Origin of the sequence: Cyclobacterium sp., assembly GCF_014762705.1 — a bacterium.
In the GTDB taxonomy this organism is placed as follows: domain Bacteria; phylum Bacteroidota; class Bacteroidia; order Cytophagales; family Cyclobacteriaceae; genus Cyclobacterium.
Genome location: NZ_JABURL010000095.1, coordinates 91800 through 113173, shown reverse-complemented (window position 1 = coordinate 113173; position 21374 = coordinate 91800). Strand labels below are relative to the sequence as shown.

General features: G+C 43.1%; 21 protein-coding genes and 4 tRNA genes. All 25 read right to left on the bottom strand.

Annotated elements, in window-relative coordinates; all coding sequences use genetic code 11:
• Nucleotides 1-18: 18 nt before the first annotated feature.
• The 25 genes from rpsC to HUJ21_RS18570 all read right to left on the bottom strand — a co-directional run bounded on the left by rpsC (nucleotide 19) and on the right by HUJ21_RS18570 (nucleotide 21236).
• Nucleotides 19-756, bottom strand: coding sequence for a 30S ribosomal protein S3 (gene rpsC, locus HUJ21_RS18690; protein ID WP_291372064.1), 738 nt, complete (start codon nucleotides 754-756; stop codon nucleotides 19-21).
• Between the two features lie 3 nt (nucleotides 757-759).
• The gene (rplV, locus tag HUJ21_RS18685) at nucleotides 760-1149 is read right to left on the bottom strand and encodes a 50S ribosomal protein L22 (protein WP_166147485.1); all 390 of its coding nucleotides are present in this window, start codon (nucleotides 1147-1149) and stop codon (nucleotides 760-762) included.
• A gap of 2 nt (nucleotides 1150-1151) precedes the next feature.
• Nucleotides 1152-1430, bottom strand: a complete 279-nt coding sequence (gene rpsS / locus HUJ21_RS18680; RefSeq protein ID WP_073095400.1) for a 30S ribosomal protein S19 — start codon at nucleotides 1428-1430, stop codon at nucleotides 1152-1154.
• 2 nt (nucleotides 1431-1432) lie between these two features.
• On the bottom strand, nucleotides 1433-2257 hold the full coding sequence (gene rplB, locus HUJ21_RS18675; RefSeq protein ID WP_291372063.1) for a 50S ribosomal protein L2: 825 nt from the start codon (nucleotides 2255-2257) through the stop codon (nucleotides 1433-1435).
• A 13-nt stretch (nucleotides 2258-2270) separates the two neighbouring features.
• On the bottom strand, nucleotides 2271-2558 hold the full coding sequence (gene rplW, locus HUJ21_RS18670; protein ID WP_166147482.1) for a 50S ribosomal protein L23: 288 nt from the start codon (nucleotides 2556-2558) through the stop codon (nucleotides 2271-2273).
• 4 nt (nucleotides 2559-2562) lie between these two features.
• The gene (rplD, locus tag HUJ21_RS18665; RefSeq protein WP_291372062.1) at nucleotides 2563-3192 is read right to left on the bottom strand and encodes a 50S ribosomal protein L4; all 630 of its coding nucleotides are present in this window, start codon (nucleotides 3190-3192) and stop codon (nucleotides 2563-2565) included.
• A 4-nt stretch (nucleotides 3193-3196) separates the two neighbouring features.
• Nucleotides 3197-3829, bottom strand: coding sequence for a 50S ribosomal protein L3 (gene rplC, locus HUJ21_RS18660; protein ID WP_163380336.1), 633 nt, complete (start codon nucleotides 3827-3829; stop codon nucleotides 3197-3199).
• 243 nt (nucleotides 3830-4072) lie between these two features.
• The gene (gene rpsJ / locus HUJ21_RS18655) at nucleotides 4073-4378 is read right to left on the bottom strand and encodes a 30S ribosomal protein S10 (RefSeq protein WP_073095396.1); all 306 of its coding nucleotides are present in this window, start codon (nucleotides 4376-4378) and stop codon (nucleotides 4073-4075) included.
• 11 nt (nucleotides 4379-4389) lie between these two features.
• Complete coding sequence (fusA, locus tag HUJ21_RS18650; protein WP_166147478.1) at nucleotides 4390-6537, bottom strand: elongation factor G; 2148 nt, start codon at nucleotides 6535-6537, stop codon at nucleotides 4390-4392.
• Between the two features lie 6 nt (nucleotides 6538-6543).
• Nucleotides 6544-7011, bottom strand: a complete 468-nt coding sequence (gene rpsG / locus HUJ21_RS18645; RefSeq protein WP_163380338.1) for a 30S ribosomal protein S7 — start codon at nucleotides 7009-7011, stop codon at nucleotides 6544-6546.
• A 20-nt stretch (nucleotides 7012-7031) separates the two neighbouring features.
• A complete protein-coding gene (gene rpsL, locus HUJ21_RS18640) occupies nucleotides 7032-7415 on the bottom strand; it encodes a 30S ribosomal protein S12 (RefSeq protein WP_166147476.1) in 384 nt (127 codons plus the stop codon).
• Between the two features lie 162 nt (nucleotides 7416-7577).
• Nucleotides 7578-7907, bottom strand: a complete 330-nt coding sequence (locus HUJ21_RS18635) for a DUF3467 domain-containing protein (RefSeq protein ID WP_291372061.1) — start codon at nucleotides 7905-7907, stop codon at nucleotides 7578-7580.
• Nucleotides 7908-7973: 66 nt separating this feature from the next.
• On the bottom strand, nucleotides 7974-12284 hold the full coding sequence (gene rpoC, locus HUJ21_RS18630; protein WP_166147473.1) for a DNA-directed RNA polymerase subunit beta': 4311 nt from the start codon (nucleotides 12282-12284) through the stop codon (nucleotides 7974-7976).
• 47 nt (nucleotides 12285-12331) lie between these two features.
• On the bottom strand, nucleotides 12332-16207 hold the full coding sequence (rpoB, locus tag HUJ21_RS18625; RefSeq protein ID WP_291372060.1) for a DNA-directed RNA polymerase subunit beta: 3876 nt from the start codon (nucleotides 16205-16207) through the stop codon (nucleotides 12332-12334).
• A 157-nt stretch (nucleotides 16208-16364) separates the two neighbouring features.
• Nucleotides 16365-16745 carry a 50S ribosomal protein L7/L12 gene (gene rplL, locus HUJ21_RS18620; protein ID WP_162341762.1) on the bottom strand — a complete coding sequence of 127 codons (381 nt, stop codon included), beginning with the start codon at nucleotides 16743-16745 and terminating at the stop codon, nucleotides 16365-16367.
• A 48-nt stretch (nucleotides 16746-16793) separates the two neighbouring features.
• Nucleotides 16794-17336: a 50S ribosomal protein L10 gene (rplJ, locus tag HUJ21_RS18615; protein WP_291372059.1), complete on the bottom strand. Its 543-nt coding sequence runs from the start codon at nucleotides 17334-17336 to the stop codon at nucleotides 16794-16796.
• A gap of 2 nt (nucleotides 17337-17338) precedes the next feature.
• Entirely contained in the window at nucleotides 17339-18037 is a 699-nt protein-coding gene (gene rplA, locus HUJ21_RS18610) for a 50S ribosomal protein L1 (RefSeq protein ID WP_291372058.1), read from the bottom strand.
• 10 nt (nucleotides 18038-18047) lie between these two features.
• Nucleotides 18048-18491, bottom strand: coding sequence for a 50S ribosomal protein L11 (gene rplK, locus HUJ21_RS18605; protein ID WP_166147465.1), 444 nt, complete (start codon nucleotides 18489-18491; stop codon nucleotides 18048-18050).
• Nucleotides 18492-18494: 3 nt separating this feature from the next.
• Nucleotides 18495-19052: a transcription termination/antitermination protein NusG gene (gene nusG / locus HUJ21_RS18600; protein ID WP_166147463.1), complete on the bottom strand. Its 558-nt coding sequence runs from the start codon at nucleotides 19050-19052 to the stop codon at nucleotides 18495-18497.
• 18 nt (nucleotides 19053-19070) lie between these two features.
• Nucleotides 19071-19259, bottom strand: a complete 189-nt coding sequence (secE, locus tag HUJ21_RS18595) for a preprotein translocase subunit SecE (RefSeq protein WP_163380346.1) — start codon at nucleotides 19257-19259, stop codon at nucleotides 19071-19073.
• Between the two features lie 118 nt (nucleotides 19260-19377).
• Nucleotides 19378-19448: transfer RNA gene (locus HUJ21_RS18590), tRNA-Trp, on the bottom strand.
• 114 nt (nucleotides 19449-19562) lie between these two features.
• The gene (gene tuf / locus HUJ21_RS18585; protein WP_166147462.1) at nucleotides 19563-20750 is read right to left on the bottom strand and encodes an elongation factor Tu; all 1188 of its coding nucleotides are present in this window, start codon (nucleotides 20748-20750) and stop codon (nucleotides 19563-19565) included.
• 59 nt (nucleotides 20751-20809) lie between these two features.
• Nucleotides 20810-20881 (bottom strand) — tRNA-Thr (locus HUJ21_RS18580).
• Nucleotides 20882-20916: 35 nt separating this feature from the next.
• Nucleotides 20917-20989: transfer RNA gene (locus HUJ21_RS18575), tRNA-Gly, on the bottom strand.
• A 164-nt stretch (nucleotides 20990-21153) separates the two neighbouring features.
• Nucleotides 21154-21236: transfer RNA gene (locus tag HUJ21_RS18570), tRNA-Tyr, on the bottom strand.
• Nucleotides 21237-21374 lie beyond the last annotated feature (138 nt).

The following is a 21374-nucleotide window of genomic DNA, read 5'->3' as shown; positions in this document are numbered from 1 at the left end:
TTGCTCAGTTAAAGATGTTTAGTTGTTTCTTTTTCTTCTCTTGGGACCACCTTCTCTCCTTCTCCTGTTTCCAGCCGGAGCATTGCCTTTGGCATCGCTTCCAGAGCTCAGATTAGGGGAAAGATCTCTCTTACCATAAACTTCTCCCTTGAAGATCCAGACTTTAATACCAATCTTGCCATATACCGTTTGTGCTTCCGATAAAGCATAATCCACATCAGCACGAATGGTATGCAAAGGTATCCTTCCTTCCTTGTACATCTCGGACCTGGCCATTTCAGCTCCACCAAGCCTTCCGGAAAGCTTAACCTTTATTCCTTCTGCACCTACCCTCATGGTAGCCGCAATGGACTGTTTCATCGCCCTTCTAAAAGAAATCCTGGCTTCCAATTGCTGTGCAATGGATTCTCCTACTAATTTCGCATCCATTTCAGGGCGCTTGATCTCGAAAATGTTGATCTGAACATCCTTATTGGTAAGCTTTTTTAATTCTTCCCTTAGTTTATCAACTTCCGAACCGCCTTTACCAATTACCACTCCGGGTCGAGCAGTTTGAATGGTTAGGGTAATCCTTTTGAGCGTTCGCTCGATGATTACTTTGGAAATGCCACCTTTTGGAATCCTGGCAAAAACATACTTTCTGATATTCTGGTCTTCATAAAGCTTATCAGCAAAATCACGACCACCATACCAGTTAGAGTCCCAACCCTTGATGATACCAAGCCTTAAACCAATTGGGTTAACTTTCTGTCCCATATTTTAGTCTTCATTTTCATTTGATTCAACAATATCAGCGGTAACGTCTCCACTCAGGGAGTCTACGATTAGCGTTACATGATTTGATCTTTTGCGGATCCTATGGGCTCTGCCCTGTGGTGCAGGTCTAAGCCGTTTCAGCATCCTGCCCCCGTCTACCGCGATGGTTTTGACGTAAAGCTCAGCATCTTCCAGCTTTTCTTCAGGATTTTTAGCCTGCCAGTTGGCAATGGCTGATAACAATAATTTTTCAAGCCTGATGGCACCGTGATTGGGTGTGAATTTCAGGATACTTAATGCCTGACCCACTTTTTTTCCCCTTACCAGATCCGCAACCAGACGCATTTTCCTGGGAGAGGTAGGAACGTTATTTAATTTTGCTATTGCTTCCATGATTATCTCTTTCCTTTATCTTTTTTGGCAATGTGTCCACGGAAATTTCTGGTAGGAGCAAATTCACCCAACTTGTGACCAACCATATTGTCTGTCACAAATACAGGAATAAATTTGTTTCCATTATGCACTGCAAAGGTATGTCCCACGAAGTCCGGAGAGATCATTGACCTCCTTGACCAGGTCTTGATTACAGACTTTTTGCCGGAATCGTTCATGACATCCACTTTCTTTGCCAAATGATGTTCTATATAAGGGCCTTTTTTTAATGAACGTGCCATGTTTATTTAGATCTTCTGCTAATGATAAATTTATTGGAATATTTTTTGACCGAGCGGGTTTTCTTCCCTTTAGCCAATAAACCGGTTCTGGAACGTGGATGACCACCTGATGAGCGCCCTTCACCACCACCCATTGGGTGATCTACCGGGTTCATAGCTACCCCTCTGGTCCTGGGTCTTCTACCAAGCCATCTTTTCCGGCCTGCTTTTCCAAGAACAACGTTCATGTGTTCACCATTCGAAACAGTCCCAATGGTGGCCTTACAGGTTGCCAATACCATTCTCATTTCCCCAGAAGGTAATTTGATGGTCACATATTTCCCTTCTCTGGCAAGCAACTGTGCGTACCCGCCTGCGCTACGAACAATGGCTCCACCCTTTCCGGGCTTTAATTCAATATTGTGAATGATGGTACCCAAAGGTATGTCCTTCAAGAATAGGGTGTTTCCTACTTCGGGACTGGCTTGCTCACCACACAAAACGGTCTGCCCAACCTGAAGTCCTTCAGGAGCAAGCATATAGGTTTTGGTGCCATCCTTGTAAAACAACAAGGCTATTCTGGCCGTCCTGTTTGGATCGTATTCGATGCTTTTCACCACTGCAGGAACGCCTTCTTTTACTCTTTTGAAGTCAACAATCCTGAGTCTTTTCTTATGTCCGCCTCCTATGTATCGGGAGGTCATTTTTCCAGTATGGTTCCTGCCGCCGGATTTTTTCAAAGGAGCCAACAAGCTCTTCTCCGGTTTGGAAGTGGTGATCTCATCAAAGGATGGGGCCACTCTAAATCGGGTTCCGGGGGTTACAGGTTTTAATTTCTTAACTGCCATTGGTTTGATTCAATTAAATTTCACCGTAAAAATCAATAATTTCACCTTCTGCCACCTGTACTATTGCCTTCTTGAATGTATTGGTATAGCCGGAAACAATTTTAGCTTTAGTGTACCTGGTCTTTTTCTTTGCGGCATAGCGCATGGTACGCACCCCAACCACTTTGACACCGTACATTTTTTCTACAGCGCTTTTGATCTGAGGCTTTTTTGCGGTTTTTTCAACCACAAATCCATAGACCCCACGTTCGTTCATGGCTGAGATCTTTTCTGTAATCAAAGGTCTTTTTAATATCTCCATGATTTTATTTCGATAAAAGGGTTTCTAATTTACTCAATGCACCTTCACAAAAAACAAGGCTATCCGCATCCAAAACCTCATAAGTGTTCAAATCATCCACGATCCGAACCTTTGCTTTTTGAAGATTTCTGGATGACAGATAAACGTTCTGATTGTTTTCAGCCACTACAAGTAGGGTCTTTTTATCTGAAAGCGATAAATTGGAAAGCAGCTTGATGTAATCTTTCGTCCGGGGTGCATCGAAAACCAGATCTTCCAATATTACGAGGCCATTATCTTTTGCCTTGTAAGATAAGGCAGATTTCCTGGCAACCTGCTTTAATTTTTTATTTAATTTAAAAGAATAATCCCTTGGTTTAGGTCCAAAAACCCTGCCACCACCCCTGAAAATCGGGGATTTGATAGAGCCTGCACGAGCACCTCCGGTACCTTTTTGCTTTTTGATCTTCTTGGTAGATCCGGAAATCTCTGCCCTTTCTTTAGACTTGTGGGTACCCTGTCTCTTGTTGGCCAAATACTGCTTGACATCAAGGTAAATGGCATGATCGTTGGGCTCAACCGCGAAAATATCCTCGGAAAGCGAAACTTTTCTTCCGGTATCTTCACCGGTCTGTTTTAATATTGCTAATTCCATCTTCTTACTTCTCTAGAATCACAAAAGAATTTTTGGCTCCCGGTATAGAACCACTTACTAAAAGCAGGTTCTTTTCAGGATAAATTTTAAGTACTTTTAAGTTAAGCACTTTGACCCTGTTACCTCCGGTCCTTCCAGCCATTCTCATGCCTTTAAAGACCCTGGATGGCCAGGAGCAAGCACCGATGGAACCAGGGTGACGTTGCCTGTTGTGCTGTCCGTGGGTAGCACCTCCGACACCACCAAAGCCATGTCGTTTTACCACACCCTGAAAACCTTTACCCTTGGAAGTACCAATGGCATCAACAAAGTCACCTTCTACAAAAATCTGGTCAGATATAACGGTTTTGCCCATGTCTACCTGACCTTCGAATTCCACTCTGAAATCCCTGAATTCAACAACTTTCTGCTTTGGCGTTGTACCGGCCTTTTTAAAATGACCGATCAAGGGCTTGGGCGTATTTTTCTCTTTACGCTCACCATAAGCCAATTGTACAGCGTTGTACCCGTCTGTTTCTACATTTTTTACTTGCGTCACTACGCAAGGACCAGCTTCTACTAACGTGCATGCGACATTACGTCCATCGGCACTAAAAATACTAGTCATTCCGATTTTCTTACCTATTATTCCAGACATCTATGGATATATAATATTCTATGATTCACAAGGCTTTACACACCTGTGCCCTTTTAAAGGATTGCAAAGTTAGTAATTTAATTTCAGCTTGCAAATCGCAACCTGAATATTTTCAAACAATTAGCTACATAACAAGCCTTTTGCAGGAGAAAATTTCAAAATTGAAATAAGGATCCCATTAAACTAACCGAAAAAGCCCATGCCAAAACTGGCACGGGCTTTTAATAAGACCAACGGAGCGGATCAGACTTTGATCTCAACATCCACACCACTGGGAAGTTCGATTTTCATCAAAGCATCTACAGTCTTGGAGCTACCGGAATAAATATCCACCAGCCTTTTGTAGGTACAAAGCTGGAATTGCTCCCTGGCTTTTTTATTGACATGTGGAGATTTCAAAACGGTGAATTTTTCCTTTTTTGTAGGCAAGGGTATGGGCCCTACTACAATGGCACCGGTAGATTTTACAGCTTTAACGATTTTTTCTGACGACTTGTCCACCAGGCTGTAATCGTATGACTTTAATTTTATTCTGATTTTCTGATTCATTTTCGATTGATTTAAGCCTTCTCTCCTTTTACTTTGGCAATGATACCTTCAGCAATATTGTTAGGAACTGGATCATAATGTGAAAAGGTAAGCGAGGCAGAAGCCCTACCAGAGGAGATTGTTCTCAGGTCAGTTACATAACCAAACAGCTCGGATAAAGGAACTGAAGCTTTTATAACCGTGGCTGCACCTTTGGTATCCATTCCTTTCATCAGACCCCTTCGACGGTTCAGATCTCCGGTTACCGGTCCTGTATATTCATCCGGGGAAACCACTTCAACCGCCATAATAGGTTCCAACAATTGTGGCTTACACTTTTTAGCGGCTTCCTTGAAGCCAATCCTGGCCGCCATTTCAAATGAAAGGGAATCAGAATCCACATCGTGGAAAGATCCATGAAACAACCTTACTTTCATCGCCTCAATGGGATAGCCTGCCAATGGTCCGTTTTTCATTGCATCAGCAAAACCTTTTTGAATAGCCGGGATAAATTCTTTAGGAATCACTCCACCAACTATACCGTTCACGAAATCCAAACCAGGTTTGATTTCCTTGGTTTCCGGATCTGGTTCTCTTGGACCCATTTCAAAAACGATATCGGCAAACTTACCTTTACCACCGGTTTGTTTCTTGTATACCTCCTTGTGTTCTACACTGCTAAACAAAGCTTCCTTGTAAGCAACTTGTGGAGCACCCTGATTGATTTCTACTTTAAACTCACGTTTTAAGCGATCTATGATGATTTCCAGGTGAAGTTCTCCCATACCTCTTAGTATCACCTGACCAGTTTCGTGGTCGGTATTTACATGCAAGGTAGGATCTTCCTCGACCAATTTAGATATCGCCATGCCCAGCTTATCCACATCAGCCTGAGTTTTGGCTTCAATCGCATATCCGATTACAGGCTCTGGAAAAGTCATCTCTTCGAGAACCACTTTGTGCTTCTCGTCGCAAAGGGTATCCCCTGTTTTGATATCCTTAAACCCAACACCTGCACAAATGTCACCAGCTTCAACCCTATCAATTGGGTTTTGCTTGTTGGAGTGCATTTGAAGCAGCCTGGAAATCCTTTCTTTTTTATCTGTCCTGGTGTTAAAAACATAAGAACCAGCTTCGAGTTTTCCAGAATAAACCCTCATAAAGGCCAAGCGACCTACAAAAGGATCAGTAGCGATTTTGAATGCCAATGCAGCAAAATGATCGTCACTGTCAGGATGTCTCAGTACAGCCTCTTCCGTATCCGGATCGGTCCCTTTCACAGCTGGCAAATCCAGAGGACAGGGAAGGTACGCAATAACAGCATCCAATAATGCCTGCACTCCTTTGTTTTTAAAAGCAGAACCACAAAGTACAGGTGAGAAATCCATATTGATAACCGCCTTACGGATAGCTGCCATCATTTCTTCTTTGGTAATGGAATTTTCATCCTCAAAGAATTTTTCCATCAATGCCTCATCATAAGAAGCTACCTGCTCCACCAGGCTTTGCCTGTATTCTGCAACCGTCTCCTTGAGGTCTTCAGGAATATCAATAACCTTATAGGTCATTCCCTGGTCTTCTTCATTCCAAACCACTGCCTGATTGGTGATCAGATCTACCACTCCTTTAAAAGTGTCTTCTGCTCCGATTGGAATCTGAAGCGGAACTGGATTGGCACCAAGTTTATCTTTTATTTCAGCCACTGCATTGAAGAAATCAGCACCGGCTCTGTCCATTTTATTGACGAAACAAATCCTTGGGACATGGTATTTATCTGCCTGTCTCCATACGGTCTCTGACTGTGGCTCTACACCGGAAACTGCACAAAACAAGGCTACAGCACCATCCAAAACCCTCAATGATCTTTCCACTTCCACAGTAAAGTCCACGTGGCCTGGTGTATCAATAAGGTTGATTTGATAGTCTTTGGTATCATCATTGGCAACACCCTGAATAGTAGGATACTTCCATTTGGTCGTGGTGGCAGCAGAGGTAATGGTAATACCCCTTTCCTGCTCCTGCTCCATCCAGTCCATGGTGGCTGCACCATCATGAACCTCTCCGATTTTATGGGAAAGTCCGGTGTAATACAGGATACGTTCTGAAGTAGTGGTTTTTCCGGCGTCAATATGCGCCATGATACCTATATTTCTGAGATATTTTAAGTCTTTCTTAGCCATTATTCATTAAAATCTAAAATGCGAGAATGCTTTATTGGCCTCTGCCATTCTATGCGTGTCGTCTTTCTTCTTCACGGCAGCGCCTTCTCCTTTAGATGCAGAGATAATCTCACCTGCCAGTCTGTCCATCATGGTTTTCTCGCCTCTTTTTCTGGCAAAAGTAATCATCCACTTGATTCCCAGGGAAATTTTACGCTCTGGTCTTACCTCCAAAGGTACCTGGAAAGTGGCTCCCCCAACCCTACGACTCTTAACTTCTACAGCAGGAGTGATATTGTTCAGTGCCTTTTTCCAAACCTCAAGACCATTCTCACCTACTTTATCTTCTACCTTTTCTATAGCATCGTAGAAAATCCTGTAAGCAATACTTTTCTTACCATCCACCATCAAACAATTGACAAACCTGGTGACCAAAGTGTCATTGAATTTGGGGTCAGGAAGAATATACCTCTTTTTTGGTTTTGCTTTTCTCATTTTATTCTAAGTTATTGACATTACTTTTTTGCTGCCTTGGGCCGCTTGGCTCCATACTTGGAACGCGCCTGCTTACGGTCTTTTACTCCGGCAGTATCCAGGGCTCCCCGGATAATATGATACCTTACTCCTGGCAAATCTTTTACCCTTCCTCCTCGGATCAACACAATTGAGTGCTCCTGAAGGTTATGACCTTCTCCCGGAATGTAGGCATTAACTTCCTTTCCGTTGGTCAATCTTACCCTGGCCACCTTTCTCATGGCAGAGTTAGGTTTTTTTGGTGTAGTGGTGTACACCCTGGTACACACACCTCTTCTTTGGGGACAGGCATCCAGAGCCCTTGACTTGGATTTGCTCTCAAGAGTGGTTCTACCTTTTCTAACTAACTGTTGTATAGTAGGCATTAATAGATAAATTAAATATTCTGCTTTTAAACTTATAAAATTCGGATTGCAAAGGTAAACAAATCAATAAAACAAACAAAATTAAGGAGTTATATTTTATCACCTGTGCCAAGCCACATTTTCAATGGAAGCTTTAGGATAAAGTATGGATTTAATCCACTGTTAGGCCTCTCCCGGCGTTCCCCCAAAATTCAAGGGAAATTGCGGCACTTCCATGCCTCCTTCTATCTTCCCAAATGCTTTTTCGTACTTTTCGATATTGTCCTTCAACGCAAGCAGCAGTCGTTTGGCATGATCGGGAGTCATGATGATTCTGGATTTGACCTTAGCTTTCGGAATACCTGGCATCAGCCGGATAAAATCAATCACAAACTCTGAATTGGAGTGCGCAATCATGGCCAAATTGGAATAAATCCCCTCAGCTATTTCATCCGAAAGCTCAACATTGATTTGTTGTTTCTTATCCTTTTCTGCTTTGTTGTCTTCATCCATATTGTAGTTGTTAAGAAAAAAAGGCCTGCAACAATCGGCAGGCCCTTTTCCATAAAGAGCAATTCTTTATTTAATGGTTTCCCGAACTTTTCTGCTACTACTTTCTTTTTCCGCAGTAAGCAATTCATATTCTTCCTGGGAACCGACAATGAGTTGGCCAAATTTTCTCTGACCCGTACCGGCAGGAATCAGGTGACCCACGATCACATTCTCTTTAAGTCCCAGCAACTCATCTCGCTTACCCCTTATGGCTGCCTCACTCAGTACCTTGGTGGTTTCCTGGAAGGAAGCGGCAGAAATAAAGCTTTCTGTTCCCAAAGAAGATGCGGTAATACCCTGAAGGGTGGGCTGAGAAACTGCAGTTTGGGCATCCCTTACCTGAACGAGTTTCATGTCTTTTCGCTTCAGGCTGGAATTTTCATCCCTCAACCTTCTTGCCGAAATGATCATGCCTGGTTTCAATGTAGCGGAATCTCCGGCGTCCATCACTACCTTTTTATCCAATATCATGTCATTCTCCTCACGGAAAGCCCATTTGTCAACGATCTGATTTTGAAGAAATCCGGTATCACCTGCATCAAGGATTTCCACCTTTTGCATCATCTGACTTACGATTACCTCAATGTGCTTATCGTTAATTTTCACACCTTGTAAACGGTAAACTTCCTGAATCTCATTTACCAGGTACTCCTGAACTGCAGTTGGTCCTTTTATGGAAAGGATATCATTCGGTGTAATGGCTCCATCGGAAAGAGGTTCTCCCGCTCGGATAAAATCATTTTCCTGAACCAGAATGTGCTTGGATAGCGATACCATATAGCGCTTCCGAACACCATCCTTGGATTCGATGAATATCTCACGATTACCTCGCTTGATACCACCGTAAATCACCACTCCATCAATTTCTGACACCACAGCCGGGTTAGACGGGTTTCTGGCTTCAAACAACTCGGTTACCCTTGGCAAACCACCGGTGATATCCCTTGTTTTTCCAACAGATCGGGGTATTTTCACCAAAATTTGTCCAGCTTTGACCTCTTCTCCTTTTTCTACCGAAAGGTGAGCACCAACAGGTATATTATAAGATTTGGACTCATCGCCATGCTCTACTATTACGGCAGGGTTTTTCGTTTTATCCTTGGTATCAATGATAACCTTTTCCCTGTATCCAGTCTGATCATCGGCAACCTCTTTATAGGTAACTCCCTCGATAATTGCCTCAAAATCAACCTTCCCGTCAAATTCGGATAGTATAACGGCATTGTAAGGATCCCAGGTACACAATGATTCACCCTTAGCTATTTTTTGGCCATCGGTAACGTTCAATACTGCACCATAAGGCACGTGATTGGAAACCAGCGTTTTGCCTGATTTGACATCGTTGACCTTAATCTCTCCGGATCTACCCATTACAATGGCAACCTCTTCACCATCCTTGTTGGTAGTTTTGATCCAACGCAATTCCTCCTCAAACTCTACAATTCCATCAAATTTAGAATTGATACTTGCTTCCACAGAAATATTGGAAGCTGTACCACCTACGTGGAAAGTCCTCAAAGTCAGCTGTGTACCAGGTTCTCCTATGGATTGTGCAGCTATGACACCAACAGACTCACCTACCTGTACTTGTTTGCCGGAGGCCAGGTTTCTACCATAGCACTTGGAACAAACCCCTCTGCGGGTTTCACAGGTAAGTACAGATCTGATCTCAATTTCTTCTACTGCCGAATCATCAATGGCTTTGGCCACTACATCCGTGATTTCTTCACCGGAGGAGATAATCAGCTCATCTGAAATGGGATCAATTACATCATGTACTGCAATTCGGCCCACCACCCTTTCGGATAAAGGCTCCACAATCTCATCATTATCTTTCAATGCCTGAACCACCAATCCTCTCAGGGTTCCACAATCTTCCTCAGAAATGATCATGTCTTGTGCCACATCCACTAACCTTCGGGTAAGATATCCCGCATCGGCTGTTTTCAGGGCAGTATCCGCAAGGCCTTTTCTTGCTCCGTGAGTGGAAATAAAGTACTCCAATACATCCAATCCTTCTTTAAAGTTAGACAGAATCGGGTTTTCAATGATTTCCCCTACTGAGCCCTGCAGGTTCTTTTGGGGTTTGGCCATCAGGCCTCTCATTCCACCCAACTGCCGGATCTGCTCTCTGGAACCCCTGGCTCCGGAGTGCATCATCATATAGATAGCGTTGAATCCATGGTGATCCTCCTCCATCTGACGCATCAGTATATTGGTCAGGTTGGAATTGGTCCTGGTCCAAATGTCGATGACCTGGTTGTACCGCTCATTATCGGTGATCAAACCCATCAGGTAGTTATTCCATACCTGGTCAACTTCCGTTTTGGCTTTCTCTATAAGTGGGTCTTTTTCTTCGGGAATGATCACATCATCCAAGCCCATAGACAAACCACCCAAATAGGCCATTTGAAATCCAAGGTGCTTGATATCATCCAGAAATTGTGCTGAACGAGCAATACCACATATCTTTACCACCTCAGCGATGATCTGTTGAAGCTTTTTCTTGGTCAGCAGTTCGTTTACAAAGCCTACCTGAGAAGGTACAAATTGATTAAATATCAACCGGCCAGCCACAGTTTCTACAATTTCATCTGACAGTGAGCCGTCATCTTTCCTAACTTTTACTTTACACTTTATATGTGCATGTTTGGATATGGCCTCTTCATTCAAGGCAATTAGTACTTCCTCCTGTCCATAAAAGGTCATTCCTTCTCCTTCTACAGGCCTTTCTTCCGTAGATCGCATGCCTTTGGTCACATAGTAAAGGCCCAAAACCATATCCTGCGAGGGTACGGTAATCGGTGCGCCATTGGCAGGGTTCAGAATATTGTGCGAAGCAAGCATCAATGTTGAAGCTTCCAAAATGGCTTCGTGCCCCAGAGGGACGTGGACGGCCATTTGGTCACCATCAAAATCAGCATTAAAGGCTGTACAAGCCAATGGATGCAACTGAATGGCTTTGCCTTCAATCAATTTGGGCTGGAAGGCCTGAATACCCAGTCTGTGCAGGGTCGGTGCCCTGTTGAGCAGAACCGGATGTCCTTTAAGCACATTTTCCAATATATCCCAAACCACCGGATCTTTGCGGTCTACGATCTTCTTGGCAGATTTTACTGTCTTTACAATGCCTCTTTCAATCAATTTCCTGATGATAAAGGGCTTGAAAAGTTCTGCGGCCATGTTCTTGGGCAAACCACATTCATGCAGTTTTAACTCAGGACCTACCACGATCACAGAACGGCCGGAATAATCAACCCTTTTACCCAAAAGGTTTTGTCTGAAACGGCCTTGCTTTCCTTTCAACATATCTGAAAGGGATTTCAAAGCCCGGTTTCCATCCGATCTTACGGCGTTTACCTTACGGGAATTATCGAACAAAGAATCAACCGCTTCCTGAAGCATCCTTTTTTCATTCCTCAGGATGACTTCAGGTGCTTTGATATCGATAAGTCTTTTTAACCTGTTGTTACGGATGATTACCCTTCTGTAAAGATCATTCAAATCCGAAGTGGCAAATCTACCTCCGTCCAATGGCACCAATGGGCGAAGCTCCGGTGGGATAACGGGAACCATGCGAACGACCATCCATTCAGGGCGGTTTTCAATCCTGGTTCTGGCATCTCTGAATGCTTCAACCACCTTAAGGCGTTTCAAGGCTTCACCCTTTCTTTGTTGGGAGGTATCCGTGGCGGCCTGATGCCTCAGACTGTAGGAAAGATCATCCAGGTCAAGCCTGGCAAGAAGCATTTCCAAGGCTTCAGCCCCCATTTTGGCAATAAATTTATTGGGATCATCATCGTCAAGCATCTGGTTTTCTTTCGGAAGCTTGTCCATGATATCCAGGTATTCGTCTTCTGTCAGGAAGTCCAGGTATTGCAAACCATCATCTGCTTTTGCTCCTGCCTGAATGACCACGTACCTTTCATAGTAAACAATCTGATCCAGTTTTTTAGTGGGCAATCCCAAAAGATAACCAATCTTGTTGGGAAGGGATTTGAAGTACCATATATGGGCTACGGGTACTACCAACTCGATATGACCCATTCTTTCCCTTCTGACCTTCTTCTCGGTAACTTCCACCCCGCAGCGGTCACAGATGATCCCCTTATACCTGATGCGTTTGTATTTTCCACAATGACATTCCCAGTCCTTTACCGGCCCGAATATTCGCTCGCAGAACAAACCGCCCATTTCAGGCTTATAGGTCCTGTAGTTGATCGTTTCAGGTTGTGTAACCTCCCCATGTGAACTGTCCAATATGGACTCTGGTGAGGCCAAACTAATGGTGACTCTGGAAAAGTCGTTGTTTAGTTTTTTATTTTTTCTGAACGCCATAGTTGTTTTTGTATTTGAAGGCCCCAAACGGCCTAATGGTTTCTAAGTTAGTCAAGCGTAATTTCCAAGGCAAGTCCCCTGAGCTCATGTACCAAAACGTTAAACGATTCTGGTATGTTTGCTTTAGGAAGGTTTTCGCCTTTGACAATGGATTCATAGGCTTTGGCCCGGCCGATAACATCATCAGATTTTACCGTAAGGATCTCCCTCAAGACATGAGATGCACCGAAGGCCTCCAATGCCCAAACTTCCATTTCTCCAAAGCGCTGACCACCAAACTGTGCTTTACCACCCAAAGGTTGCTGGGTAATCAATGAGTAAGGTCCGATAGACCTTGCATGCATTTTATCATCTACCAGATGGCCCAGTTTCAGCATGTAGGAAATACCTACCGTCACCGGTTGATCAAACTTCTTACCGGTCAACCCATCAAACAGATAGGTCCGGCCAAAGGAAGGAAGTCCGGCCTTGGTCAATTCCGCCGCTACTTCATCCGTACTTGCTCCGTCAAATATAGGCGTGGCATAGGTCTTGCCTAACTCTCTGCCTGCCCAGGCAAGTACCGTTTCGAATATTTGCCCGATATTCATCCTGGATGGTACACCAAGAGGGTTCAGCACGATATCCATTGGGGATCCGTCTTCCAGGAATGGCATGTCTTCTTCCCTTACGATTCGGGCAACAATTCCTTTGTTACCATGCCTACCGGCCATTTTATCCCCAACTTTAAGTTTGCGCTTTTTGGCAACATACACTTTAGCCAGTTGTACTATACCTGCAGGCAATTCATCACCTACTTCAAGCGTGAATTTATCCCGCTTAAAGATCCCGGAAATCTCGTTTCTGGTATTGGTATAGTTTTTAACCAGTTTTTGAACCAGCAAATTGGCATGTTCATCATCCGTCCAATCATCCAAAATGATATCGGATATCAGGTTTACTTCTTCCGCTACATTGTAATTGCTTTCGTCCCTGTAGGGATTCTTTGCCGGAAAAAGATTGTTTTCAATGTTCTGAGCATTGAATTTCATTCCCTTACTGATGATTTCATCACCAAACTTGTGTCTTACCCCGTTAGAAACCTTTCCCTCAAGAATCTGAACAAGCTTTCGGATCATTTTCGCCCTTACACCAAGCAGGTCTTTACTGTATTTCTGCTTAAGTTGTTCCACCTCGGCCTTGGCCTTGGCACGGAGATCCTTGTCCTTCTTGGGTCTGGAGAACAATTTGGTTTCTATTACTACTCCATTCAATGAAGGGGAAGCTTTCAGAGAGGCATCTTTTACATCCCCAGCCTTGTCTCCAAATATGGCACGCAGCAATTTCTCCTCCGGAGTTGGGTCAGTTTCACCTTTTGGTGTGATTTTTCCGATGATAATGTCTCCCTCTTTTAGTTCGGAGCCCACCCGGATAATTCCATTTTCATCCAGATTTTTAACGGCATCCTCGGAAACATTCGGGATTTCTGAAGTAAGTTCCTCTTCACCTCGTTTGGTATCTCTGACCTCCAATTGGAATTCTTCGATGTGAATAGAAGTAAAGACATCTTCCCTCACAACCCTTTCGGATATCACAATGGCATCCTCAAAGTTATATCCCTGCCAGGGCATATAGGCAACCAAAAGGTTCTTACCAAGGGCCAATTCACCTTTATTGGTAGAATAACCTTCCACCAGTACCTGCCCTTTTTTAACTTTTTGTCCTTTCAGAACAATGGGCGTCAGGTTAATGGTTGTATCCTGGTTGGTCCTCCTGAATTTAATCAGGTCATATGATTTATATTCATCGCTAAAATTAACCAGCAATTCATCACTGGATAGTTCATATTTGATGACAATCCTTTCGGCATCCACATAATCAATGACGCCGTCCGCTTCAGCCAAAATCAAGGACCTTGAATCAATAGCTGCTTTCCCTTCCAGACCAGTACCCACAATAGGTGCTTCGGCCTTCAGCAGGGGAACAGCCTGACGCTGCATGTTGGATCCCATCAGGGCCCTATTCGCATCATCATGTTCCAGGAAGGGAATTAATGAGGCTGCAACAGATACAATTTGATTTGGAGCTACGTCCATATAGGAGATTTCCTTGGGCTCTAATACCGGGAAATCACCCTCAAACCGGGCCTTTACCTTATCATTAATAAAACTACCCTTATCATCCAGAGGTGCATTGGCCTGTGCGATGTTGTTATCATCTTCTTCTTCTGCTGTCAGGAAAACAATGTCCTCCACATTCATGCTCACTTTACCGGCACTTACTTTTCTGTAAGGTGTCTCCAGAAAACCCATGCTGTTGACTTTCGCATGTACACATAAAGAGGAAATCAATCCAATATTCGGGCCTTCAGGGGTTTCTATGGTACATAATCTACCGTAATGAGTGTAGTGTACATCCCGAACCTCGAAACCGGCTCTTTCTCTGGAAAGACCACCAGGCCCCAGAGCAGAAAGTCTCCTTTTATGGGTCAACTCTGCCAGTGGATTGGTTTGATCCATAAACTGGCTCAGCTGGTTGGTCCCAAAGAAGGAATTGATTACTGAGGACAAAGTTCTGGCATTGATCAGGTCTACAGGTTTGAAATCCTCGTTATCCCTGACGTTCATCCTTTCGCGGATGGTTCTGGCCATTCTCGCCAGACCAACACCAAACTGACTGTAAAGTTGTTCGCCTACAGTTCTCACCCTTCTGTTGCTCAGGTGGTCAATATCATCCACTACCGCCTTCGAATTGATCAAGCCGATCAGGTACTTCACGATAGAAATAATATCTTCTGTAGTCAGAACTATTTTGTCAGCATCGATATTCAATCCTAACTTCTTATTGATCCTGTATCTGCCGACTTCTCCAAGGTCATAGCGCTTGTCAGAAAAGAACAAGCCATGTATAACCTCCCTTGCTGTAGCTTCATCAGGGGCTTCGGTATTCCTTAATTGCCTGTAAATTACTTCTACCGCTTCTTTCTCAGAATTGGAGTTATCTTTTTGCAGGGTATTGTAAATAATGGAGTAATCGGCAATATTTACGTCCTCCCTGTGCAGGATTACGCTTTTGGTGCCTGACTCCAGTATGAGATCAATATCCTCATCTGTCAGGATACTGTCCCTTTCCAATAAAACCTCGTTTCTGTCGATAGATACCACCTCACCGGTATCCTCGTCCACAAAATCTTCCACCCAGGTTCTCAAAACCCTGGCTGCCAGTTTTCTGCCAATAATTTTTTTCAGAGTTGATTTATTGGATTCTACTTCTTCAGAAAGACCAAATAAATCAAGGATTTGCTTATCTGAACCATATCCTATAGCCCTTAATAATGTGGTAACAGGAAATTTTTTCTTCCTGTCGATATAGGCATACATGACATTGTTGATGTCGGTAGCAAATTCTATCCAGGAACCCTTGAATGGTATAATCCTTGCCGAATAGAGTTTGGTACCATTGGTATGCTTGCTTTGGGCAAAGAAGACACCGGGAGAACGGTGAAGCTGAGAAACGATTACCCGCTCAGCACCATTGATCACAAATGATCCTTTCTCGGTCATATAAGGAAGGTTTCCAAGAAACACTTCCTGCTCTATGGTCTCAAAGTCCTCATTGTCCTCATCGGAGCAAAGCAATCTCAATTTTGCTTTAAGCGGAACAGAATAAGTCAGACCTCGGTCTATACTTTCTGAGACATTGTACTTAGGGGGATCTACGGTATAGTCGATAAATTCAAGGGTGAAATTTTCCCTGGAGTCACTAATAGGGAAATTTTCGGAGAAAACCTTGAAAAGACCATCCTGCCTTCTTTTCTCTGCAGGGGTATCCAACTGGAAGAAATCTTTAAAAGATTGCAGTTGAATATCTAAGAAATCCGGATAGTCTTTGACTACCTTAATGGATGAGAAACTTTTCCTTTCGGTTTGATTCTGGATAGCCAAGGCAGTATATAATTTAAGTGAAAGTTATTATTAATTTAGGACAATTTACACTTTAAAAAGTGCAATTATTTTCATGTCCATAAACAGGAAAAGACCTGACTGATAAGTCAGGTCTGATGCTGATAAACCAAGTCCAATAGGAGTTGGTTATTCAATGTTATTTAAGCTCAACTTCGGCTCCGGCTTCTTCAAGTTGCTTTTTAAGCGCTTCGGCCTCTTCTTTGCTTACTCCTTCCTTAACGGCTTTAGGAGCACTGTCAACTACCTCTTTGGCTTCTTTTAGTCCCAAACCTGTCAATTCCTTAACAAGTTTGACAACTGCCAATTTTTGTCCACCTGCAGCTTTTAAGACAACATCAAAAGAAGACTTTTCTTCTTCAGCAGCACCTTCGCCAGCGGCTCCACCTCCAGCTACTACAGTAGCGGCAGCAGCGGCAGGTTCGATACCATATTCATCTTTTAAAATTGCGGCCAACTCATTTACCTCTTTTACAGTCAAGTTAACTAACTGCTCAGCGAATGCTTTAAGATCTGCCATTGTATTACTATTTAAATTGATTGTTATTTACTAATTTGAATGATTTTATTAAGCTTCTTCCTTCTCGGACAAGGTTTTTACCAGGCCGGCAAGAATTGATTTTCCACTCTGAAGTGCGGACACCACATTTTTCGCAGGAGATTGAAGCAAAGAAACAACTTCTCCCAACAATTCTTCCTTGGATTTCAATTCAGACAAGACTTTCAGATTGTCTTCTCCGATAAATTGGTCGCCGTCTACCGAAGCACCTTTAAAAAGCGGCCGCTTCTCTTTGCTACCCAATTTTTTTCTGTAATCCAATATCACTTTAGCGGGAAGATTCGCAACTTCCTGTGAAAACAGGATTCCCGAAAAACCTTTTAAAGTACTATCTGCAAAATCAGCGTAATCGGCTTCAAGATTTTCAAGTGCTTTTTTGATCAAGGTATTTTTGTAAACCTTGTATTCAAGCCCTTTATCGAAACACAATTTCCTGAAACCATTTACCTGAGCCACACTAAATCCAGAGGCGTCAGCAATGTAGAAATGCGGAGTAGTCTTCAGTTTATCGGTAAGTTCTTCAATTATGGTTTTTTTATCTTCTCTAGTCATAATTATATACCTTGAATACTACTTTTATCTATCACGATGCCCGGAGACATGGTACTGGATAAATGTATACTTTGGAAATAAGTACCCTTCGCAGCAGACGGTTTCAGTTTAGATATGGTCAGGATTAATTCCCTTGCGTTTTCCTGAATTTTTTCAGCAGTAAAGGAAGCTTTTCCTACACTTGCATGAATAATGCCGAATTTATCTACTTTGAAATCGATTTTACCAGCTTTAACTTCTTTAACTGCTTTCCCTACATCAAGGGTCACAGTACCAGACTTGGGATTAGGCATCAAGCCCCTGGGTCCAAGAACCCTACCCAGTCTACCTACTTTGGCCATTACATTTGGTGTGGTAATGATGACATCAATGTCAGTCCATCCACCTTCAATCTTTGCAATGTACTCATCCAGTCCAACATAATCAGCACCTGCCTCTTTGGCTTCCTCTTCTTTGTCAGGGCTGCAAAGCACCAATACCTTCAATTCCTTTCCCGTACCGTGAGGTAAGGCCACTACTCCCCGGACCATTTGGTCGGCTTTTCGCGGATCCACGCCCAGACGGATATCCAGGTCTATAGAAGAATCAAATTTGGTGTTTGAAATTTCCTTAACAATAGAAGAAGCCTCAGCCAGGGAATAATGTTGGCCAGGGTCGTATTTAGAAAGAGCTTCTTTTTTCTTTTTTGTTAACTTAGCCATTTTTTGCTTGTTATTCCTCCCAAGGAGCTTTTCCTGAAACTGTGATGCCCATGCTTCTGGCAGTACCCGCGACCATTCTCATGGCTGAAGCCATTTCAAAAGCATTTAAATCAGGCATTTTTACCTCTGCAATTTCTTTAACCTGATCCCAGGATACAGCACCAACTTTTTTCCTGTTCGGTTCAGCTGAACCACTCTTTAACTTTGCAGCTTCCAGCAACATTACCGCTGCAGGAGGCGTTTTTACGACAAAATCAAAGGACTTGTCCGAATAAATCGTTACAAGAACAGGAAGAACCTGGCCCATTTTTTCCTGAGTCCTGGCATTAAATTGCTTACAGAACTCCATGATGTTCAACCCTTTTGAACCAAGGGCCGGACCAACCGGAGGAGATGGGTTAGCCTGGCCACCCTTCACCTGTAGTTTCAGATAACCAGAGATTTCTTTAGCCATTTCCTAATCTAGTTTTTCTACTTGTATAAAGTTTAACTCAACAGGAGTGTTCCGACCGAATATCTTAACCATAACATTAAGCTTCTTCTTGTCTTCAAACACTTCCTCAATCACACCCGAGAACCCACTGAAAGGACCGTCCATTACTTTAACGCTCTCTCCAACTATATATGGGGTATCCAGTTTTTCCGCAAACTCATCAATCTCCTCAACACGACCTAAAATCCTGTTGATTTCCGATTGACGTAATGGCTCGGGGGTTTTGGAAGCCCCCCCTTGGTTTGACCCTAAAAAACCGATTACTCCCGGTATGCTTGTAATCACGTGATTGGCTTCACCATGACTGAGATCTGCGTGGATTAAAACGTATCCGGGAAAAAAATTCCTTTCCCTCACCCGCTTTTTACCATTTCGCATCTCGTATACTTTCTCAGAAGGTATCAAAACCTCGGGAATAAATTCCAGGAGATCCTGACGGGCAATTTCATTGTCTAAATAAGTCTTTGCTTTTTTTTCCTGACCTGCCACTACCCTGAGCACGTACCATTTGTGATCTGCCATCCCGTTTTTTAATATTCTTTAGAATAAATCATAAAACCATGTCATGATATTTTCGAAGGTCAGATCGATCAATCCGATGACCAAAGCGAAAATCAATGAAGCCACCAGTACCAGAACGGCACTGTTCTGAAGAGATGCATACTTAGGCCAGGTGACCTTGTTTTTCATCTCATCTATGGACTCAATTACAAAATTCTTAACATTCATCCTTGTAAAATTAGTTTATCAAGAACAAACACTCCTCAAGGGAGCCGTTCTCATTCAAAACATGACCGGAGAAGTCTTTGCGCATTTACTTCTCCCATGATTTTTCTTCCTTAATTTGCACGGGCGGAGAGATTCGAACTCCCATCAACGGTTTTGGAGACCGCTATTCTGCCATTGAACTACGCCCGTTTTTTTCCGCCCCTCAAATAAGGAACGCAAAATTAGTGAATTGAGGCCAAAGAAACAAATGCGATCCCGAATAATTTCAGGATCGCATTCCTTAATTTGATACTTAAATCAATTTTAATCCAGTATTTCAGTAACCTGTCCGGCACCTACTGTTCTACCACCTTCTCTGATGGCAAATCGTAAACCTTTTTCAAGGGCTACCGGGTTGATCAGGCTCACCTCAATGGTGATGTTATCACCTGGCATTACCATTTCTACATTTTCCGGAAGTTTGATCTCTCCGGTAACATCTGTTGTCCTTAAGTAAAACTGAGGACGGTATTTGTTAAAGAACGGAGTATGTCTACCACCCTCTTCTTTTGAAAGTACGTATACCTCTGCTTTAAAATGAGCGTGAGGAGTAACTGAACCAGGCTTACAGATAATCATACCTCTTTTGATCTGGCTCTTTTCAATACCTCTCAGCAACAAACCAACGTTGTCGCCTGCTTCGCCTCTGTCCAATATCTTACGGAACATCTCTACTCCGGTAACAGTAGACTTCAAGCCTTCTGCTCCCATTCCGATGATGTCAACAGCTTCACCTGAATTGACTACACCTCTTTCAATCCTTCCGGTAGCTACTGTTCCCCTACCAGTAATAGAGAATACATCCTCTACAGGCATTAGGAAGTCTTTGTCAATTGCTCTTTCAGGAAGCGGAATATGGTCATCAACGGCTTTCATCAATTCCATCACAGTGTCTTCCCATTTGGCTTCACCGTTAAGTGCGCCAAGAGCCGAGCCTGCAATAACAGGAATGTTGTCTCCGTCAAATTCATAGAAAGAAAGTAATTCTCTTACTTCCATTTCCACCAACTCAAGTAATTCGGGGTCGTCCACCAAATCTACTTTGTTCATGAATACTACCAAAGCCGGTACACCTACCTGACGCGCAAGAAGAATGTGCTCTCTGGTTTGTGGCATTGGACCATCAGTGGCCGCAACTACAAGAATTGCACCGTCCATCTGAGCAGCACCAGTAACCATGTTTTTTACGTAGTCAGCGTGACCTGGACAGTCAACGTGGGCATAGTGCCTTGACTCCGTTTGATACTCTACGTGTGAGGTATTGATCGTGATACCTCTTTCCTTTTCTTCCGGTGCGTTGTCAATGGAAGCAAAGTCTCTTAATTCAGAAAGACCCTTTCTGGCCAGTACAGTGGTAATGGCAGCAGTCAAAGTAGTCTTACCATGATCGACGTGACCAATCGTACCTATGTTAACGTGCGGTTTGGAACGGTCAAAGGTTGCTTTTGCCATGCGTGAAAATCCTCTGTTTAGTTAAAGATTAAATTTCAGTAAATATTTGAAATGTTCAGAGCCAACGACGGGATTTGAACCCGTGACCTCTTCCTTACCAAGGAAGCACTCTACCCCTGAGCTACGTCGGCTTTTTACATTCAGTTTATGCCCTATAAAAGCATAGAGCGGGAGACGAGGCTCGAACCCGCGACCTGCAGCTTGGAAGGCTGCCGCTCTACCAACTGAGCTACTCCCGCTTGTTTATTTCTTTCGAAAACTGGTAAAAACCAATTTTCAAATTCATAATTTTATTTCAAGAATCCAAAATTAGCCGGATTTTATAAGAAAACAATATAAATAGTACCGGAACATTCAGATTATTATTAAGCAATTAAAATAATCCTTAATTCAATTGATTCAGTGGGGGAAACAGGATTCGAACCTGTGAAGACATAAGTCAACGGATTTACAGTCCGTCCCAGTTGGCCGCTTTGGTATTCCCCCAAATATTACAACAATGTCTGACGTTTTAATTTCTTTGCTGTCTTAACGGATGGCAAAATTATACCCTTTTACCAAACATTCAAAATATTATAAAAAAAATTCTGCTGTTTTTTCATAAATCAAAATTATGCCATTCAT

Coding starts and splice junctions, on each gene's coding strand:
- rpsC (WP_291372064.1), bottom strand. CDS start 756: ATGGGACAGAAAGTTAACCCAATTGGTTTAAGGCTTGGTATCATCAAG.
- rplV (WP_166147485.1), bottom strand. CDS start 1,149: ATGGAAGCAATAGCAAAATTAAATAACGTTCCTACCTCTCCCAGGAAA.
- rpsS (WP_073095400.1), bottom strand. CDS start 1,430: ATGGCACGTTCATTAAAAAAAGGCCCTTATATAGAACATCATTTGGCA.
- rplB (WP_291372063.1), bottom strand. CDS start 2,257: ATGGCAGTTAAGAAATTAAAACCTGTAACCCCCGGAACCCGATTTAGA.
- rplW (WP_166147482.1), bottom strand. CDS start 2,558: ATGGAGATATTAAAAAGACCTTTGATTACAGAAAAGATCTCAGCCATG.
- rplD (WP_291372062.1), bottom strand. CDS start 3,192: ATGGAATTAGCAATATTAAAACAGACCGGTGAAGATACCGGAAGAAAA.
- rplC (WP_163380336.1), bottom strand. CDS start 3,829: ATGTCTGGAATAATAGGTAAGAAAATCGGAATGACTAGTATTTTTAGT.
- rpsJ (WP_073095396.1), bottom strand. CDS start 4,378: ATGAATCAGAAAATCAGAATAAAATTAAAGTCATACGATTACAGCCTG.
- fusA (WP_166147478.1), bottom strand. CDS start 6,537: ATGGCTAAGAAAGACTTAAAATATCTCAGAAATATAGGTATCATGGCG.
- rpsG (WP_163380338.1), bottom strand. CDS start 7,011: ATGAGAAAAGCAAAACCAAAAAAGAGGTATATTCTTCCTGACCCCAAA.
- rpsL (WP_166147476.1), bottom strand. CDS start 7,415: ATGCCTACTATACAACAGTTAGTTAGAAAAGGTAGAACCACTCTTGAG.
- HUJ21_RS18635 (WP_291372061.1), bottom strand. CDS start 7,907: ATGGATGAAGACAACAAAGCAGAAAAGGATAAGAAACAACAAATCAAT.
- rpoC (WP_166147473.1), bottom strand. CDS start 12,284: ATGGCGTTCAGAAAAAATAAAAAACTAAACAACGACTTTTCCAGAGTC.
- rplL (WP_162341762.1), bottom strand. CDS start 16,745: ATGGCAGATCTTAAAGCATTCGCTGAGCAGTTAGTTAACTTGACTGTA.
- rplJ (WP_291372059.1), bottom strand. CDS start 17,336: ATGACTAGAGAAGATAAAAAAACCATAATTGAAGAACTTACCGATAAA.
- rplA (WP_291372058.1), bottom strand. CDS start 18,037: ATGGCTAAGTTAACAAAAAAGAAAAAAGAAGCTCTTTCTAAATACGAC.
- rplK (WP_166147465.1), bottom strand. CDS start 18,491: ATGGCTAAAGAAATCTCTGGTTATCTGAAACTACAGGTGAAGGGTGGC.
- nusG (WP_166147463.1), bottom strand. CDS start 19,052: ATGGCAGATCACAAATGGTACGTGCTCAGGGTAGTGGCAGGTCAGGAA.
- secE (WP_163380346.1), bottom strand. CDS start 19,259: ATGAATGTTAAGAATTTTGTAATTGAGTCCATAGATGAGATGAAAAAC.
- tuf (WP_166147462.1), bottom strand. CDS start 20,750: ATGGCAAAAGCAACCTTTGACCGTTCCAAACCGCACGTTAACATAGGT.